This window comes from Acinetobacter sp. WCHAc060025 (assembly GCF_004209355.1).
GTDB lineage: Bacteria > Pseudomonadota > Gammaproteobacteria > Pseudomonadales > Moraxellaceae > Acinetobacter > Acinetobacter wuhouensis.
Window position 1 is genome coordinate 136,265 of record NZ_SGSX01000006.1, and the last position, 14,218, is coordinate 150,482.

Annotated in this window: 13 protein-coding genes; 7 read left to right on the top strand and 6 right to left on the bottom strand. The window is 36.4% G+C overall.

Annotation, left to right across the window (positions count from 1 at the left end; genetic code table 11):
* Window positions 1-131 precede the first annotated feature (131 nt).
* From EXE09_RS06875 to EXE09_RS06900, 6 genes are all read right to left on the bottom strand, one after another.
* Window positions 132-2,201, bottom strand: coding sequence for a TonB-dependent receptor plug domain-containing protein (locus EXE09_RS06875; protein WP_130116780.1), 2,070 nt, complete (start codon window positions 2,199-2,201; stop codon window positions 132-134).
* 181 nt (window positions 2,202-2,382) lie between these two features.
* The gene (locus EXE09_RS06880) at window positions 2,383-2,916 is read right to left on the bottom strand and encodes a DUF2058 domain-containing protein (protein ID WP_130116781.1); all 534 of its coding nucleotides are present in this window, start codon (window positions 2,914-2,916) and stop codon (window positions 2,383-2,385) included.
* Window positions 2,917-2,929: 13 nt separating this feature from the next.
* Window positions 2,930-3,607, bottom strand: coding sequence for a YoaK family protein (locus tag EXE09_RS06885; RefSeq protein WP_130116782.1), 678 nt, complete (start codon window positions 3,605-3,607; stop codon window positions 2,930-2,932).
* A gap of 68 nt (window positions 3,608-3,675) precedes the next feature.
* On the bottom strand, window positions 3,676-4,872 hold the full coding sequence (gene sstT / locus EXE09_RS06890; RefSeq protein WP_130116783.1) for a serine/threonine transporter SstT: 1,197 nt from the start codon (window positions 4,870-4,872) through the stop codon (window positions 3,676-3,678).
* 179 nt (window positions 4,873-5,051) lie between these two features.
* Window positions 5,052-6,779: a SulP family inorganic anion transporter gene (locus EXE09_RS06895; protein WP_130116784.1), complete on the bottom strand. Its 1,728-nt coding sequence runs from the start codon at window positions 6,777-6,779 to the stop codon at window positions 5,052-5,054.
* 142 nt (window positions 6,780-6,921) lie between these two features.
* Window positions 6,922-7,233: an ArsR/SmtB family transcription factor gene (locus EXE09_RS06900; RefSeq protein WP_068975906.1), complete on the bottom strand. Its 312-nt coding sequence runs from the start codon at window positions 7,231-7,233 to the stop codon at window positions 6,922-6,924.
* Window positions 7,234-7,499: 266 nt separating this feature from the next.
* Here EXE09_RS06900 and EXE09_RS06905 point away from each other — a divergent pair, with 266 nt between their 5' ends.
* The 7 genes from EXE09_RS06905 to EXE09_RS06935 all read left to right on the top strand — a co-directional run bounded on the left by EXE09_RS06905 (window position 7,500) and on the right by EXE09_RS06935 (window position 13,508).
* The gene (locus tag EXE09_RS06905; protein ID WP_130112219.1) at window positions 7,500-7,757 is read left to right on the top strand and encodes a hypothetical protein; all 258 of its coding nucleotides are present in this window, start codon (window positions 7,500-7,502) and stop codon (window positions 7,755-7,757) included.
* A 6-nt stretch (window positions 7,758-7,763) separates the two neighbouring features.
* Window positions 7,764-8,510, top strand: a complete 747-nt coding sequence (locus tag EXE09_RS06910; RefSeq protein WP_130116785.1) for a zeta toxin — start codon at window positions 7,764-7,766, stop codon at window positions 8,508-8,510.
* A gap of 42 nt (window positions 8,511-8,552) precedes the next feature.
* Window positions 8,553-8,984, top strand: a complete 432-nt coding sequence (locus EXE09_RS06915; RefSeq protein ID WP_130116786.1) for a hypothetical protein — start codon at window positions 8,553-8,555, stop codon at window positions 8,982-8,984.
* A 225-nt stretch (window positions 8,985-9,209) separates the two neighbouring features.
* On the top strand, window positions 9,210-9,626 hold the full coding sequence (locus tag EXE09_RS06920; protein WP_130116787.1) for a YeeE/YedE family protein: 417 nt from the start codon (window positions 9,210-9,212) through the stop codon (window positions 9,624-9,626).
* 2 nt (window positions 9,627-9,628) lie between these two features.
* Window positions 9,629-10,039: a DUF6691 family protein gene (locus EXE09_RS06925; RefSeq protein ID WP_130116788.1), complete on the top strand. Its 411-nt coding sequence runs from the start codon at window positions 9,629-9,631 to the stop codon at window positions 10,037-10,039.
* Window positions 10,040-10,041: 2 nt separating this feature from the next.
* Entirely contained in the window at window positions 10,042-10,911 is an 870-nt protein-coding gene (locus tag EXE09_RS06930; RefSeq protein WP_130116789.1) for an MBL fold metallo-hydrolase, read from the top strand.
* 488 nt (window positions 10,912-11,399) lie between these two features.
* Window positions 11,400-13,508 (top strand): EAL and GGDEF domain-containing protein, encoded by a 2,109-nt coding sequence (locus EXE09_RS06935; RefSeq protein WP_130116790.1) that lies wholly within the window; start codon window positions 11,400-11,402, stop codon window positions 13,506-13,508.
* Window positions 13,509-14,218 lie beyond the last annotated feature (710 nt).

A 14,218-nucleotide genomic window follows, 5' to 3' on the forward strand; every position in this document is an offset into this window, starting at 1 on the left:
AAAACCTCTCCCTAACCCTCACTTGCGCTTCATTTTAAAGCAGTGCTTTAAAACTTGCTAAGGAGAGGGAACGACCAATATTGATCAAGTCAGACTGAAAAATTACTTTTACAAGCACTCTAATTTTTTAATCAAAATTTCTTTTCAACTGTAAATAGGAAGCTTGGAATCGCATCATTCACACGTGCTTCGTACAAACTACCATCAGACTGATGATTCAAGCGCTCTTTATAATCGGTACTTAAAATATTACGTGCACTGAACGTTGTAGCCCAACCTTTATCAAAGCGCTTGGTTGCACTGATGTCAACATTGACACGTTCATTACTGGTACGGTCATAAGGCAGATAATCTAAGGCACGTGTAAATTCAGGGGTATAGTTGACATTAATACTGGTCGCAAGACGCCACGGCTGATAGTTGTAAGAAAGCCCTGTACTTGCGGTATACGGTGCTACATCACTGACTAGGCGTTCATTGTGATCAGCATCTTCAATTTTGGCACGTACTGTAGACACTTGACCTGTTAACATCAGTGAGTGACCTTTTGCCGTTTGTTTTAATGCATAACGACCTGCAAGCTCTACACCATAGGTTGTGGCTTGATCTTGGTTATAAGGGCGTTCGACATAGCGACCATTTTCAAGGCGAATGACTTTTTCAATATAGTCATCAATATCACGATGATAGGCTGTGATATTTACGCCGCCAGACTCCATGTTATAGCCTAAAGTGGTTTCAAATGCGGTAATTTTTTCTGGCAAAAGGTTTGGATTACCACCACGATCTGGATTGTTCATTGTTCCTGCATCGGCATCGGTCGAAACGGATACCGTTGGCATTAAATTATTGCTATTTGGACTTTTTACGGCATGACTGATATTGGTTTGTAATGACCATGTATCGGTAAAATCAAAGCGGTGTGCAAGTACAGGGCTAAAATTTTGATCGGTATATTCAACCAAACCTGAACGATCCAACCACTCTTGACGCGCCCCCAAAGTAATCGTTTGACGCGGTGTGAATTTCCAACTGCCTTCTAAATAAAGCGCATAACGTTGTTCATCTAGAGTTTCAGCAATATTACTTTCAAGCTCATTAAAACGAGAATCCACGCCAAATTTAACTTGTTTTGTTTCATCGAACTTACGCACACCGTCGTAGGCAAGTCCATATTCTGTTACTGTTTCATCAATATAAGAACTATATTGGCTCGACTTGGTTGACTCAGTTTCATTCTGCTTTTCTACAGTAAAACGAACTTTGTCTGAGTCACCTTTATCTTTACGCTCATAACGCGTATTCAATCGGATACTGTCATTCTTATCATTTTGAATTTGATTGCCGCTATTGCCATCTGTTTCATTATTACGATAGAAAATTTCAGCCACTAATTTTTGCTGATCATCCAATTGATATTCTACACGTGGTGTAAACATGGTACTGGTACGATCAGTATTACGAGTTTGTTGGCGAATACCATTGGCATTTTCAACCTCAGTCGTTGAGGTTGAGTCATTCCACATTTGATTGGCCGATACGCTATAAATCCATGCACCATCTCGTCCATCCGCTTGCACACTGACATTCTTACGTTCTTCTTCTTTTTTATCTGATTCAGTGAGTCCGTAGCCTAATTTTACCGAACCGCTAATTCGTGCATCATCTAATGGTTCTTTTAGGATGATGTTAATCACAGCAGAAGAGGCAACTGAAGCTTGTGCAACACTCGGTTGTTTGGTGATTTCGATGCGTTCAATCATTTCTGGGGTGATTGAATCGACGACCGACATGCCACCACGCGGACCACCTTGTACAGGTTCACCATTGATCAGGAAAATTGGCGCACCACCACCACGGAAACGCATACTACCTGAACCGCCACGTGGACCTTGTCCAGGCGTCGGCATTTGGAAACCTGCTGCACGACGTAACGCATCGTTGACTGATTGATCGCCATATTTCAGCATTTCATCACGTGTTACGATAGTTTTTGCAACAGCACTGATATCTGGATCTTTGGGTTGAGCACTCGAACCTGTCACTACGATGGTTTTTAATTGTTGTGGTTGTTCGGCAGTATTATTGGTTGGTTGTTGAGTTTCAGCGATAAGATCTTCAGCAAAACTTGCTGAATTTATCGCAAAGATAGCGATACTTAATGTGCTGAGCGTACCCCAGTAAAGTTTTGTACGGTGCATGTTGCAGAATTCCGTTTATGTAATTTCGCGTAAGATTAACCGAAAATTGTGGAGAAATATTGTGGAGATCACAAGAAATACTAAATAATTATCAATTGTATTTATATTCTTAATCGGGCGTAAAAAAGCCAATCATTCGAAAATAATTGGCTGAATAAGTCGTTACGATTTTAAAGGTGATTTACCACATTAAATCATCAGGAATGACATAGGCTGCGTATGGATCTTCTTCATCTGTAACTTGTTCATTTTTCTCTGCATTGGTGCTAATGATAAAGCCAGTCATTTTCTCATTGATACGTTCTGCCAAAGCTTTTGGTAAGAATGCATAATGATCACTTTCTTTGGCAATCACCAAGCTACCTGAAACTAATGCATTATAAACTTGTTGATTCAAATAAACTTTTTTAATCGTACCATCAATAAATTGATAAACAACATCACCATCCGTATCTTTAATTTTATGCTGTGCAATCATTTGAATGATCGATGCTTTTAAGGCTTTTTCATCTAAAACCTTTTGCTTCTCTTGGTTTAACGCTTGATCTTTAGAGATTTTTTCTTGTTTATCTTGCTCAATTTTTGCTTTCAGTTCCGCTTCATTGCTTTGACCAGTGCGTTGCTCATGTTGAGCCTGTTTTGACAATTTTTTTGCCTTTTTATTGTCAACTAAGCCAGCTTTTAATAACTGTGCTTGCAATGCATTTTTGACCATAACACTTAACCAACTATGAATGATGTTTCGAACCATGTCGAAAATAAATGAACCAATACACCAGACTTAAACTCAAACTTAAGCCTGCGGGAATAAGAAATGCATTCAATTGTAAATAAGGATGAATGATGGTGGCAATCATTCCACCGATAATAAATCCAAAAAGAATAAGCAAATGTAGTATGACACGGCGTTTTTCACTTGAGAATCCTCGGAAATAATAACCCAAAGCCAATCCGAGGTCAGTTAAAACACCTGAAAGATGAGTTGTACGAATAATCGTGCCTTTATAATGGCTGACCATCGCGTTTTGCATTCCCATCGCAGCACTTGCCCAAAGTAGGGCATATTTCGGGTAATTGGGAATAAATAACCAACATAGGAAAATAAAAATGCCGACCAAACTGAGCGGTACGCCATAACGACGCCCAAGCTCAAAATGACTATTGCCCAAGATAAAACCACTATAACTAGAACCCAGTATATAACTGAGCAAAATCAGCGTCAGATAAATAACAATATCAAACTGCTGATGAATCAGCGCTTGAGCAAGCAGACTGGCATTCCCCGTCATGTGAGAGATAGATTGATGTAAAACGGTGATTAAACCTAAAACATTAATCATGCCTGCATTAACTGCAAGCATGAAAGCACCAAGTTGAATCCAGACGGGTAAATGTTGTAAAGGCATAGTAACTTCTATTTTTCATATACTTTTGAGACTGTGAATAGAACATTTACTATTCACAGCGCAATATACTATTTTTTAGAAAGATCTACCGCTGCTGTAAATAAGACGTCAGTAGAAGAGTTCAATGCAGTTTCAGTTGAATCTTGAAGCACACTGATCACCATACCAATTGCAACTACTTGCATAGCAATTTCAGAAGGGATACCAAACAGACCACAAGCAATCGGAATCAATAATAATGAACCACCAGCAACACCAGAAGCACCACATGCTGTAATTACAGAAACCACGGATAAAATAATCATGGTCACAGCATCAACTTGAATACCTAACGTATGTACAGCAGCAAGGGTAAGCACCGTAATTGTAACAGCCGCACCTGCCATGTTAATCGTTGCACCTAATGGAATCGCAACGTTGGCAGTAGTTTCAGTGACACCTAGACGTCGAGCCAAGTCTAAGTTCACTGGAATATTGGCAGCCGAACTACGAGTGAAGAATGCGGTAATACCACTTTCTCTTAAACATTTTAAAACCAAAGGGTATGGGTTTTTACGCATGACGAAACCCACGATCAATGGATTGATCACCAAAGCCACAAAGAACATGGTGCCAACCAGAACTGCAATCAATTGCGCGTAATTTTTCAAAGTATCGAGTCCAGCTTGTGCAAAAGTTGCCACAACTAAACCGAAAATACCAATCGGTGCAAAAGCAATCACAATACGAATGATTGAATTTACTGCATCAGCAACGTCTGTAATCACTTGTTTGGTTGTATCTGAACCATGACGTAGTGCAGCACCCAAACCAACAGCCCAAGCTAAAATCCCAATGAAGTTTGCTTCATGTAAAGCTGTAATAGGATTGGTAATAAAGCTTAAGAGTAAATTCTTTAAAACTTCAGCTACACTACCTGGTGGTTGCAAAGCCGCATCAGAGGCATGGGTAAATACCAATGTACTTGGAAATATCGTACTTGCGATCACTGCACTGATTGCAGCAAGTAACATTCCAATGGTGTATAAACCCAAAATAGGTTTTAAATTTCCCGCACCACTACCGACTTTAAAATTGGCAATAGAGGCAAGTACCAATACAAAGACCAAAATTGGCGCAACAGATTTCAACGCCTTAATGAATAATTCACCTAAAATATTGAAATATTCAGCTGAACTTGGAAATGCAAACGCCACTATAAAACCAAGAATAATGGCAATAATAATACGTGTGACTAAACTTAAACGTGCTAGGGCAGCAAACATGTTGAACCTTTTTGCCTAAATTGGTCTAAAATCAATGAACAAGCTGACTATTCTATACCTAAAATGAATAACTTAAATCATACAAATGCTTTGTAAAAACTAAGATATTAAAAAACATGTAGGTTTTTTGAAAATTAAGCTTTAATATTGCTTATTAATCAAGCAAATTCAATCTAAAATTAACAGAATGTTTGTGCATCTAACTCATGCATCGCTTGATAATGGGTTAAATAAATTTTACCGCTTAACTCATCAATGAGGTTCGATTGTTTTAAGCGATCCATCACAGGGCCTTTAACTTCAGAAAGATGGGTTAGAATATTGAGTTTATTCAACTCATTATTAATTTCTTCTAAGGTTTCAAGGGCGCTCAAATCAATATTACTAATACTTGAACAATTGATCACGACATGGTGCAAATCTGGATGTTTACTCACTTCTGAAATGACAAATTCTTTGAGTGTATTGGCATTTAAAAAAGTCAGGTTTTCATCAATGCGAATCGATACGATATTGGTACTGGTTAACACATCATGACGTGAAATATTACGGAAATGTTGTGTACCTTCAACCAAACCAATCACGGCGATATGTGGACGACTGATTCGCCATAATAGTAATAGAAACGTCGAAACAATACCAATGATTAGACCTGTTGAAATATCGATACACAAAACACCAAAGAATGTCACCCACATTGCGATTCCATCTGCTTTGGAATAGCGCCACGAATCGACAAAGGGTTTAAAATCCACCAACTTCCAAATCGAAACAATAATTGTTGCTGCCAGTATTGCCAAAGGGAGCTCTTTAAAAACACCTGTGAAATATAAGCTAACGATCACAATGAAAATAGAGGACAATACACCTGCCATCGGTGTTCTGGCTCCCGCATCTGCATTGACGACTGTACGAGATAAACTGCCTGTAACAGGGAAGGAAGCCGTAATTCCTGCACTAAAATTGGCTAAACCCAGCGCAACGAGTTCTTGATTACTATTTAATTCACTACGTTGTTGAAAAGCGGTGGCTTGCGCAATCGAAATAGATTCAACAAAACTGACCATGGTGATCATGGCTGCACCTGGCAATAACTGCACCACCAAGTCCCAACTCCAAAACGGCATGGAAATAGGCGGAAAACCAGAAGGAATTTCCCCAACTGTTTTAATCCCATATTGATCTATATGCAGAAAATGTACCAAAGCAATTGAAATAAAAACCAAAAACAAGGGTAGCGCTTTGATAAAAAAAGGCATTGAATGCGTAAAAGATTTAAATAAGTCACTATTTAAAAATTTTGATGCATAAATTAAAAATAGAATTGCGAATAAGCCAAAAACCAAGGTTTGAAGATTGGTTAAACTGAGGTATTGCCAAGTACTTTGTAGAAATTCAACCACATTTCCAGATTTTAAAGGCACATCAACGAGGAATTTAACCTGACTCAATGCGATTAATACAGCAGAAGCAATAATAAAACTTTTAATCACAGGATGGCTGATTAAACGAATCAGAAAACCAAAACGGAAAATACCCAATAAGGTCGAAAGTATGCCGACCAAAAGTGCTAAAAGACATGCAGCTTGAATATAAACAGGTGATCCAACTTCGTATAGGGGAGAAAGCGTTGCAAAGGTCATCATTGAAATCAGCGCAACAGGACCGATTGAAAGTGTCGGACTTCCCCCCACCATTGCATACACAATCATCGGTAAAATACTGGCATATAAGCCTGTTACAGGAGGTAAGCCAGCAACCATCGCATACGCCATGCCTTGCGGAACCAACATGGCAATGACAATTAATGCTGCGAGTAAATCAGCTCGAAATTTTGGCTTTGAATAATCTTGAAGCCATTGCCAAGCAGGAAGAATTTTACTGAGGTGAATCTTGGAGTCAGACATGAGTGCTTTGTTATCACATTTTCATATATATTATGCAGAAAAAATGCTAAGAAAACAGCTAAAATAATCCTTTAAGGAGTTAACAATTTGTTTTTAGTATAAATTTAGTCTGTTGCTTAATCTGAATGAAAATATCTCAAAGTTAAACTTTAGGGCAATATAAGTCATATAAAGTGGTCAGTACTACCGTCATTTTTTCATCCTTGATGGAATAATAAATTTGCTTTCCATCACGGCGAGTAGACACAGCATCACTTTTACGCAACATCATGAGCTGTTGGGATAATGTCGGCTGATTGATTTGAGTTTTTTCTTCGATTTGTGAAACATTCAGCTCTTCTTGAGCAAGATGACACAAAATGAGTAAGCGATCTGTATTGGCTAAAGATTTTAAAATAGTCACAACGGATGATGCTGATTCACGCATTACATCAATTTCAAGATCATTAGACATATATAACGGTTCCCTGATTATTTACGCTATTATAACTGTGTCTATCATCATCGCATGATACTAACTTTATGTTTTTTGATGAAGTTCTAAATCAATTTTATCTATATAACAATTCAGGCTATTTTATTCACAATTTTGAATAAGCCAGAAACTCATTTTTTCTCGTTAAATAATGAGTTTATTACTGATTCGTTGAATAAATAGACAAATTGTCTACTTATGATAATATGTTGAGAACAGCTTTAAAAACAGTTGGAATATACATAATGAGTACATTTACAGTGATGAAAACCACACTACGTGAGGAAGCAACGATTCCGATGCTTGCTGTAGATGCGTTTGCACAGTCTTTTGTGCAAGCGACCCATTCAACTGTAAAAGTAACTTATGCTCAAAATCAACAGCTCGTAGAACAAGTGGATGGTCAGATTCATATTGTTAAAGATCTTTCAGATGCCTATGTCGATCCAAAGTTAAAGCGTAGTGTTTTGAAACGTAAGAAAAAACAAGAGGTGATGGCATAAGGTTCTATGCGTCAACCGAGAATAAGAATGTTTGCTGGTCCCAATGGATCAGGTAAAAGTACCATTAAAGAATATTTAGCGCCCCATCAAATTGGGGCGTACTTAAATGCAGATGAGTTAGAAAAACAACTTTATGCAACGCAATATTTGGATTTGGACGATTATCATCGTGATTTATCAGCAACAGCACTCATTGCATTTCTGAAACAAAAAAAGCGCAAAAAAGATCAGTTATTCATTCCGTTATTATCACTTGAACCACACATTATTGATGATAGCCTGATTCATTTTGAAATACAGGAAATTGATTCATATTTATGTGCACGTATTATTGATTTTATTCGTTTTGAATTTTTACGTCTAAAAATTAGTTTTACCTTTGAAACTGTAATGTCTCATATCAGCAAGGTTGAGTTTTTACGTGAAGCACAGCAACATGGTTTTAAAACTTATTTGTATTATGTTGCGACAGTAGATCCTGAAATTAATATTGGACGTGTGCATTATCGGGTCAATACAGGTGGGCATGCTGTACCTGAACAAAAGATTCGTGAGCGTTATTATCGAAGTTTGGATTTACTCATGTCTGCAATTGAAGCATCAGATCGCGCTTATATTTTTGATAATTCTAGTTATGGTGAAAAAGCGTCTTTTATTGCAGAAATTGAAAAAGCAGAAGTATTAAAATTAAATCCTGCGGTTGAGTTGTTTCCAAAATGGTTTGCCAATAAAGTCTTAAGTGAATTTACCTAGTGCAAACATTGAGAATATTAAGCGATAAAACAAGGAATAAATATGCTAAAAACCGTGGTTGAATTTCAAAGTTTGTCCTTTTCAAATAATGTTGAGCAACATGAAAATGAAGTAAATGAATGCACAGCTCAAGCGCGACAAATTGCACAATTCATATTTCAACAATTACAGAATAAATTAGCTATAGAATCGATAATTTACCCAGAAGATTGGGGCTATGAGATCGCAATTTATTTTCCAGAAAAGACGATATATTTGTGTGTGAGTATTCAAGAAGATTGGGAGCATCGCTTTTTAGCTTATATCCAACCACATACACCTATTATAAAAAGATGGTTTAGGAAAGATGTTGATATTACAGAAGATTTAGATTTACTGATTCAAGTATTAACAGAGATTTTAAGTCAACATCCTGAAATTGAGAATATAAAGTGGATGACAATTGATGAGTTTAATCATCCGCATTCTTCATAAATGTAGCTTCCTGATAATAAATCACATCGAAAATTTGCTTGCCATCACGTCGTGTTTGTACAGGATCTATGAGCACACAAAATTTTCAAATCATCCGCATGAGCAAATAATTTCAATTGCTGAGTGATCAACTCCACTTTTACTCATACCTTTATACAAAAATAAGATTGAATAATTTTATTAATTATATATTATAAAAACATATATTGTTGTTGGTTTATATCGATGCACAGTTTTGTACTTGCCTTCTTAGGAGGGATTCTTCTTGGACTCGCAGTGGTTGGCTATTTGTTTATAAATGGTCGTATTGCAGGGATTAGTGGTTTGATTGCACAAGTGCTGAATCCACAAAGCTTGTTTAAAACCCCTGCATTATGGTTCTTATTGGGTTTATTTATTACGCCATTTGCGTATGGTCTGTTTTTTAAACCTGAAATTGTTATGGTGCATTCAGAACCCATTTTATTGATCGTCGCAGGGGTGTTGGTCGGTTTTGGGACTCGCTTGGGTTCAGGTTGTACCAGTGGTCACGGTATTTGCGGAATGAGTCGTTTATCTGTTCGTTCAATCGTCGCAACTTGTACATTCATGCTCGCTGGATTTATGACTGTCTATGTGATGCGCCATGTGATAGGAGCTTGATCATGAAAAATATTCTAGCATTCGTATTCGGTGGCTTATTCTCCATAGGTTTGATGATTTCAGGCATGTCAAATCCTGCAAAGGTAATCGGTTTCCTTGATCTATTTGGACAGTGGGATCCAAGTCTAGCATTTGTAATGATTGGTGCAATTCTTGTTGCATTTATCCCGTTTCAGTTAGCGATCCGCAAACCCGTAACAGTGTTCAATGAACCGATTGATTTACCAAAGAATAATCAACTTGATAAAAAACTACTTTCAGGTGCATTTATTTTCGGAATCGGTTGGGGAATTGCGGGGATTTGTCCAGCACCTGCTTTTACTTTGATTGGTTTGGGATATTATCAAGCTGCATATTTTATTATTGCAATGTTGGTTGGGGTTTTAATTCACCGTAAAATTGCAGGGGCTTAAAGATGAATCCACTGGTTCAAGATTTTTTTGATGAAAATACCAATACCTTTAGTTATGTCGTAACAGACCCTAAAACTCAGTATTGTGCAATTATTGACAGTGTTTTGGATTATGATGCGCCATCTGCATCAACCCAAACCATACACGCAGATCAGATCATTGCCTATATCAACAAAAATCAGTTAAAAGTCCAATGGATACTAGAAACACACGTACATGCAGATCACTTAACTGCTTCTCAATATTTAAAAGCACAGTTAGGTGGTCAAATCGCCATGAGCGAAAAAATCACTATTGTGCAAGATATTTTTTCAAAGATTTATAACATCGATATTAAAGCGCTAAATTCTCATCAATCGTTTGATCATTTATTTAAAGATCATGAACATTTTATGATTGGTGAAATGGATGCGTACAATATTCCAACGCCAGGGCATACACCTGCGTGTTTAAGCTATGTGGTTGGTGATGCTGTATTTGTTGGAGATACCTTATTCATGCCTGATTATGGGACTGCACGTTGTGACTTTCCAAAGGGCAGTGCTTCTCAGTTATTTGATTCAGTCAATGAAATCTATAAACTTCCAGATCATATGCGGATGTATTTATGTCATGATTATTTGCCTGAGTCACGACAACATTATGTACATCAAACCACGATTAAAACTCAACGTGATGAAAATATACACATTCATACAGGCGTTACCAAACAAGATTTTATCAGCATGCGTGAACAACGAGATGCAACATTATCTATGCCGAAATTAATTTTACCTGCAATTCAAATTAATATGGATGGTGGCAAATTTCCTGAACCAGAAGTCAATGGTTTACGTTATTTAAAATTACCTTTAAATTATTTTAATGGATGATTTTTAGGCACATTAAGTTAATTAAATGAATGTAAATTAAGCATGATTCAAAGTTTTATAAAAAAGCATAATGTTTTTATGAATATAATTATATTTTTATAGGAATTTCATATTGAGTACAATATTTTGTAATAAAATTTAAAAAACAAAAATATTGTTTATTTTTGATTAATAATCAATTTATTCTTATTTTTTATCTAGATTAAGTTTTTGATAATAAATATGATTTAAAATATGGAAAACTAGATAAGAATATTTATAAAAACAATCTCAACCATTGTCGTAGTCTGAATATTGGATTCCATACATTTATCTGTATACAATGTCATTAACTGGTGTGAAAATGTTATATTCATCATATATTATGTTTGATATGAGTGTTTAAATACATTTTTTATGGGTTGTCATCGAATATGCATGTTTAAAATATATACATTTTTATAAAATAGTTTATATTTGTAAATGTGCTGATTTTATAGGATTAATTTATGGCGAGTATCAATTTACCTCTAGATTCGAATTTGAATCCAGTGGATTCGTCTGCCAATTCTATTCCTGTAAAAGTTGCACAATTTTCCAATGAGGTAAAACAAGCTTTGGATTTAATGCCACATTTAGTGTGGATGACTAAGCTTGGCGTGGGGTATTGCAATACTCCACTCAAACAATTTATTGGCATTGAGTCGAACAATATCTGTGATACCGACTGGATTAAATATTTACATCCTGAAGATGCAGAGCATATTTATAATATTTGGATCACTGCACAAAAAACAGGTCAAAATTTTGAAAAAGAATGTCGCATCCGTAATGTAGATGGACACTATCAGTGGTTTTTACTCCTTGCACAAAGCATAGAATATGGTCGTAAACAATTTGATTGGACTATAACTTGTACCAATATTCATGACCGTGCATTGTTATTACGCGAAACCAGTGAGTCGTTACGTGCTAATACAGATATGCTAGATGTCAGTGTGGACTGTATCAAAATTATTACACCCGATGGTTTTGTTTCTCACATGAACAAATCAGGTTGTATTGCTTTACTTGGTAAAGAGAAAGTGAAGACTTTTGGCATGGAATGGCTTGGATTATTGCCACCAGAAGTTCGTGATCAAGGCAAGAAAGCAATTAAACAAGCGGCGAAAGGTAAGAATGCACGTTTTGCAGGAAAAAGTGTCTTTGGTAATTTGACCATGTATTGGGACAATATTCTGACTCCTGTGGTAAATGAAGAAGGGCAAACCACCAGTATTTTATGTGTATCTCGTGATGTCACGAAACAAAGAATTGCTGAAGAAAAACTCCGTATCACCAGTGAGTTTGATGAAATGACGGGGCTCATGAACCGTCGAGCATTTAAGAAAAAACTCAAGGTTTCAATCGCTAAAGCAAAAGAAATTCGTGGTCAAACAGGTTTGTTATTGATTGATTTAGACCACTTTAAACATATTAATGACACATTGGGACATTCTGCTGGTGACCACTTGCTTAAAGTATTGTCTAAGCGACTTGCACATTGCTTAGATGAAAATGCTTATATTTCAAGATTGGGTGGTGATGAATTTGCTGTTGTGATTGAAAATATTGAAAGTAATGAACAAATTATAAATGTTTCAAAAAAACTCTTAAAGCAACTCGAAGCACCAATTACATATAGTGGTAAGTTGCTGAATGGGGGAATGAGTATTGGTGGGTCAGTTTACCCAGTAGATGCAAAAGATGGTTCTGGTCTATTAAAATGTGCAGATACTGCACTCAATGATTTAAAAGATCGTGGTCGTGGTGGCATTCGTATGTTTGGGGTTGATATGTTTGAAATCGCCCAAATGAAAGCTAAACAACTCGACACGGCGCGTCAGATTATCCGTAATAATCAAATTGAACCGTTTTATCAACCTAAAGTTAAGTTGGATGATTGCTCAATCATTGGCTTTGAAGCTTTACTCAGATGGCGTGATGAAGATAGCAATATACATTCACCAGCGACAGTTGTTGAAGCTTTTAATGATTTTGAGTTAGCGACTAAAATCAGTGAAACCATGCATAACAAAATTTTTACTGATATGTCAGCGTGGATTTCGCAAGGAATTAATGTTGTTCCGATCTCAATCAATGCTTCGCCAGTAGAATTCATGCGTGATAACTATGCTGAAATTTTATTGAAGCGTTTGGCCGCTTATAAAATTCCACATGATTTAGTTGAAATCGAAATTACTGAACATATTCTGGCTGATCGCGGTTATGAATATGTAGTACGTGCTTTGAAAAAGTTGAAAAATTCGGGAGTACGGATTGCCTTGGATGATTTTGGTACAGGGCATTCTTCGATGACCCATTTACGTGATTATCCAGTAGATTCATTGAAAATTGATTATAATTTTGTCAATCGCATGCATGAAGAAAAGTCGATCAAAGCCATTGTCGAAGGGATTGCCAAACTTGGACCAATTTTATCATTGGATATTATTGCTGAAGGTATTGAAACGGTTGAACAACTTGATAGTTTAAGAGCAGCAGGTTGTAAATTTGGACAAGGCTTTCTATTTAGCCAAGCAATCAGTGCCGATGATGCTAAACAAATGTTAATTTAATTAGGGTCTGTTGACATTTCATAAATGGCTTGCGTTGTCGGCTAAAATAGAGCAAACGAGGCATGAAATGAAAAGAATGGTGGTTTCATTTTTAAATTTCATAACGAAGTTTGTGATAATTTTAGCCACAACCTGAGCAAGAACAAAGCACTGCTTTGTTTGCAGCGCAAGGCGCAGCGGGGGACTGGTGTATTTTTTGCTGCTACTTCGTTATGAACTACTCACTTAGAATGACTAAGTTTCGTATTTCACGCCTAGTATCAGCTAAAAAATACACGAAGTCGCAAACATAGACGAATTGTCAACAGACCCTAATATAAGGCTTCTTTAACCCCGTGTTTATTTAAGTCAGAAAGTTTTGAAAATAATCTAAAAAATACTTGTAAATCCGATGTACTACGAGTATTTTAAATTCAATACAGTTTTTTATGAACGACATAAAGATGTTAAAGCAACCTGTTATCGCTACTTCTTATTATTTCTGGCAATACTTTAGATAATTGCCTGAAGTCGTTCGGGCACTGAAAAATGGTTGCCCACCAAGTTAATACCTGATCGGCAACCCTGATCAGGTTTTTTTATGCCTATGTGTCAAAATTTAGCTTGAATAAATATGTTTTAAAATTTGGAGAATATCATGATGAAATTTAACGATGTGTACTTTAGCAACTTTTATTGGTCTTATTTTAGTCAAATGCAAACTTTAATTC

Excerpts from the sequence above, each read along its gene's own strand:
- EXE09_RS06875 (WP_130116780.1), bottom strand. The coding sequence starts at position 2,201 with ATGCACCGTACAAAACTTTACTGGGGTACGCTCAGCACATTAAGTATC.
- EXE09_RS06880 (WP_130116781.1), bottom strand. The coding sequence starts at position 2,916 with ATGGTCAAAAATGCATTGCAAGCACAGTTATTAAAAGCTGGCTTAGTT.
- EXE09_RS06885 (WP_130116782.1), bottom strand. The coding sequence starts at position 3,607 with ATGCCTTTACAACATTTACCCGTCTGGATTCAACTTGGTGCTTTCATG.
- sstT (WP_130116783.1), bottom strand. The coding sequence starts at position 4,872 with ATGTTTGCTGCCCTAGCACGTTTAAGTTTAGTCACACGTATTATTATT.
- EXE09_RS06895 (WP_130116784.1), bottom strand. The coding sequence starts at position 6,779 with ATGTCTGACTCCAAGATTCACCTCAGTAAAATTCTTCCTGCTTGGCAA.
- EXE09_RS06900 (WP_068975906.1), bottom strand. The coding sequence starts at position 7,233 with ATGTCTAATGATCTTGAAATTGATGTAATGCGTGAATCAGCATCATCC.
- EXE09_RS06905 (WP_130112219.1), top strand. The coding sequence starts at position 7,500 with ATGAGTACATTTACAGTGATGAAAACCACACTACGTGAGGAAGCAACG.
- EXE09_RS06910 (WP_130116785.1), top strand. The coding sequence starts at position 7,764 with ATGCGTCAACCGAGAATAAGAATGTTTGCTGGTCCCAATGGATCAGGT.
- EXE09_RS06915 (WP_130116786.1), top strand. The coding sequence starts at position 8,553 with ATGCTAAAAACCGTGGTTGAATTTCAAAGTTTGTCCTTTTCAAATAAT.
- EXE09_RS06920 (WP_130116787.1), top strand. The coding sequence starts at position 9,210 with ATGCACAGTTTTGTACTTGCCTTCTTAGGAGGGATTCTTCTTGGACTC.
- EXE09_RS06925 (WP_130116788.1), top strand. The coding sequence starts at position 9,629 with ATGAAAAATATTCTAGCATTCGTATTCGGTGGCTTATTCTCCATAGGT.
- EXE09_RS06930 (WP_130116789.1), top strand. The coding sequence starts at position 10,042 with ATGAATCCACTGGTTCAAGATTTTTTTGATGAAAATACCAATACCTTT.
- EXE09_RS06935 (WP_130116790.1), top strand. The coding sequence starts at position 11,400 with ATGGCGAGTATCAATTTACCTCTAGATTCGAATTTGAATCCAGTGGAT.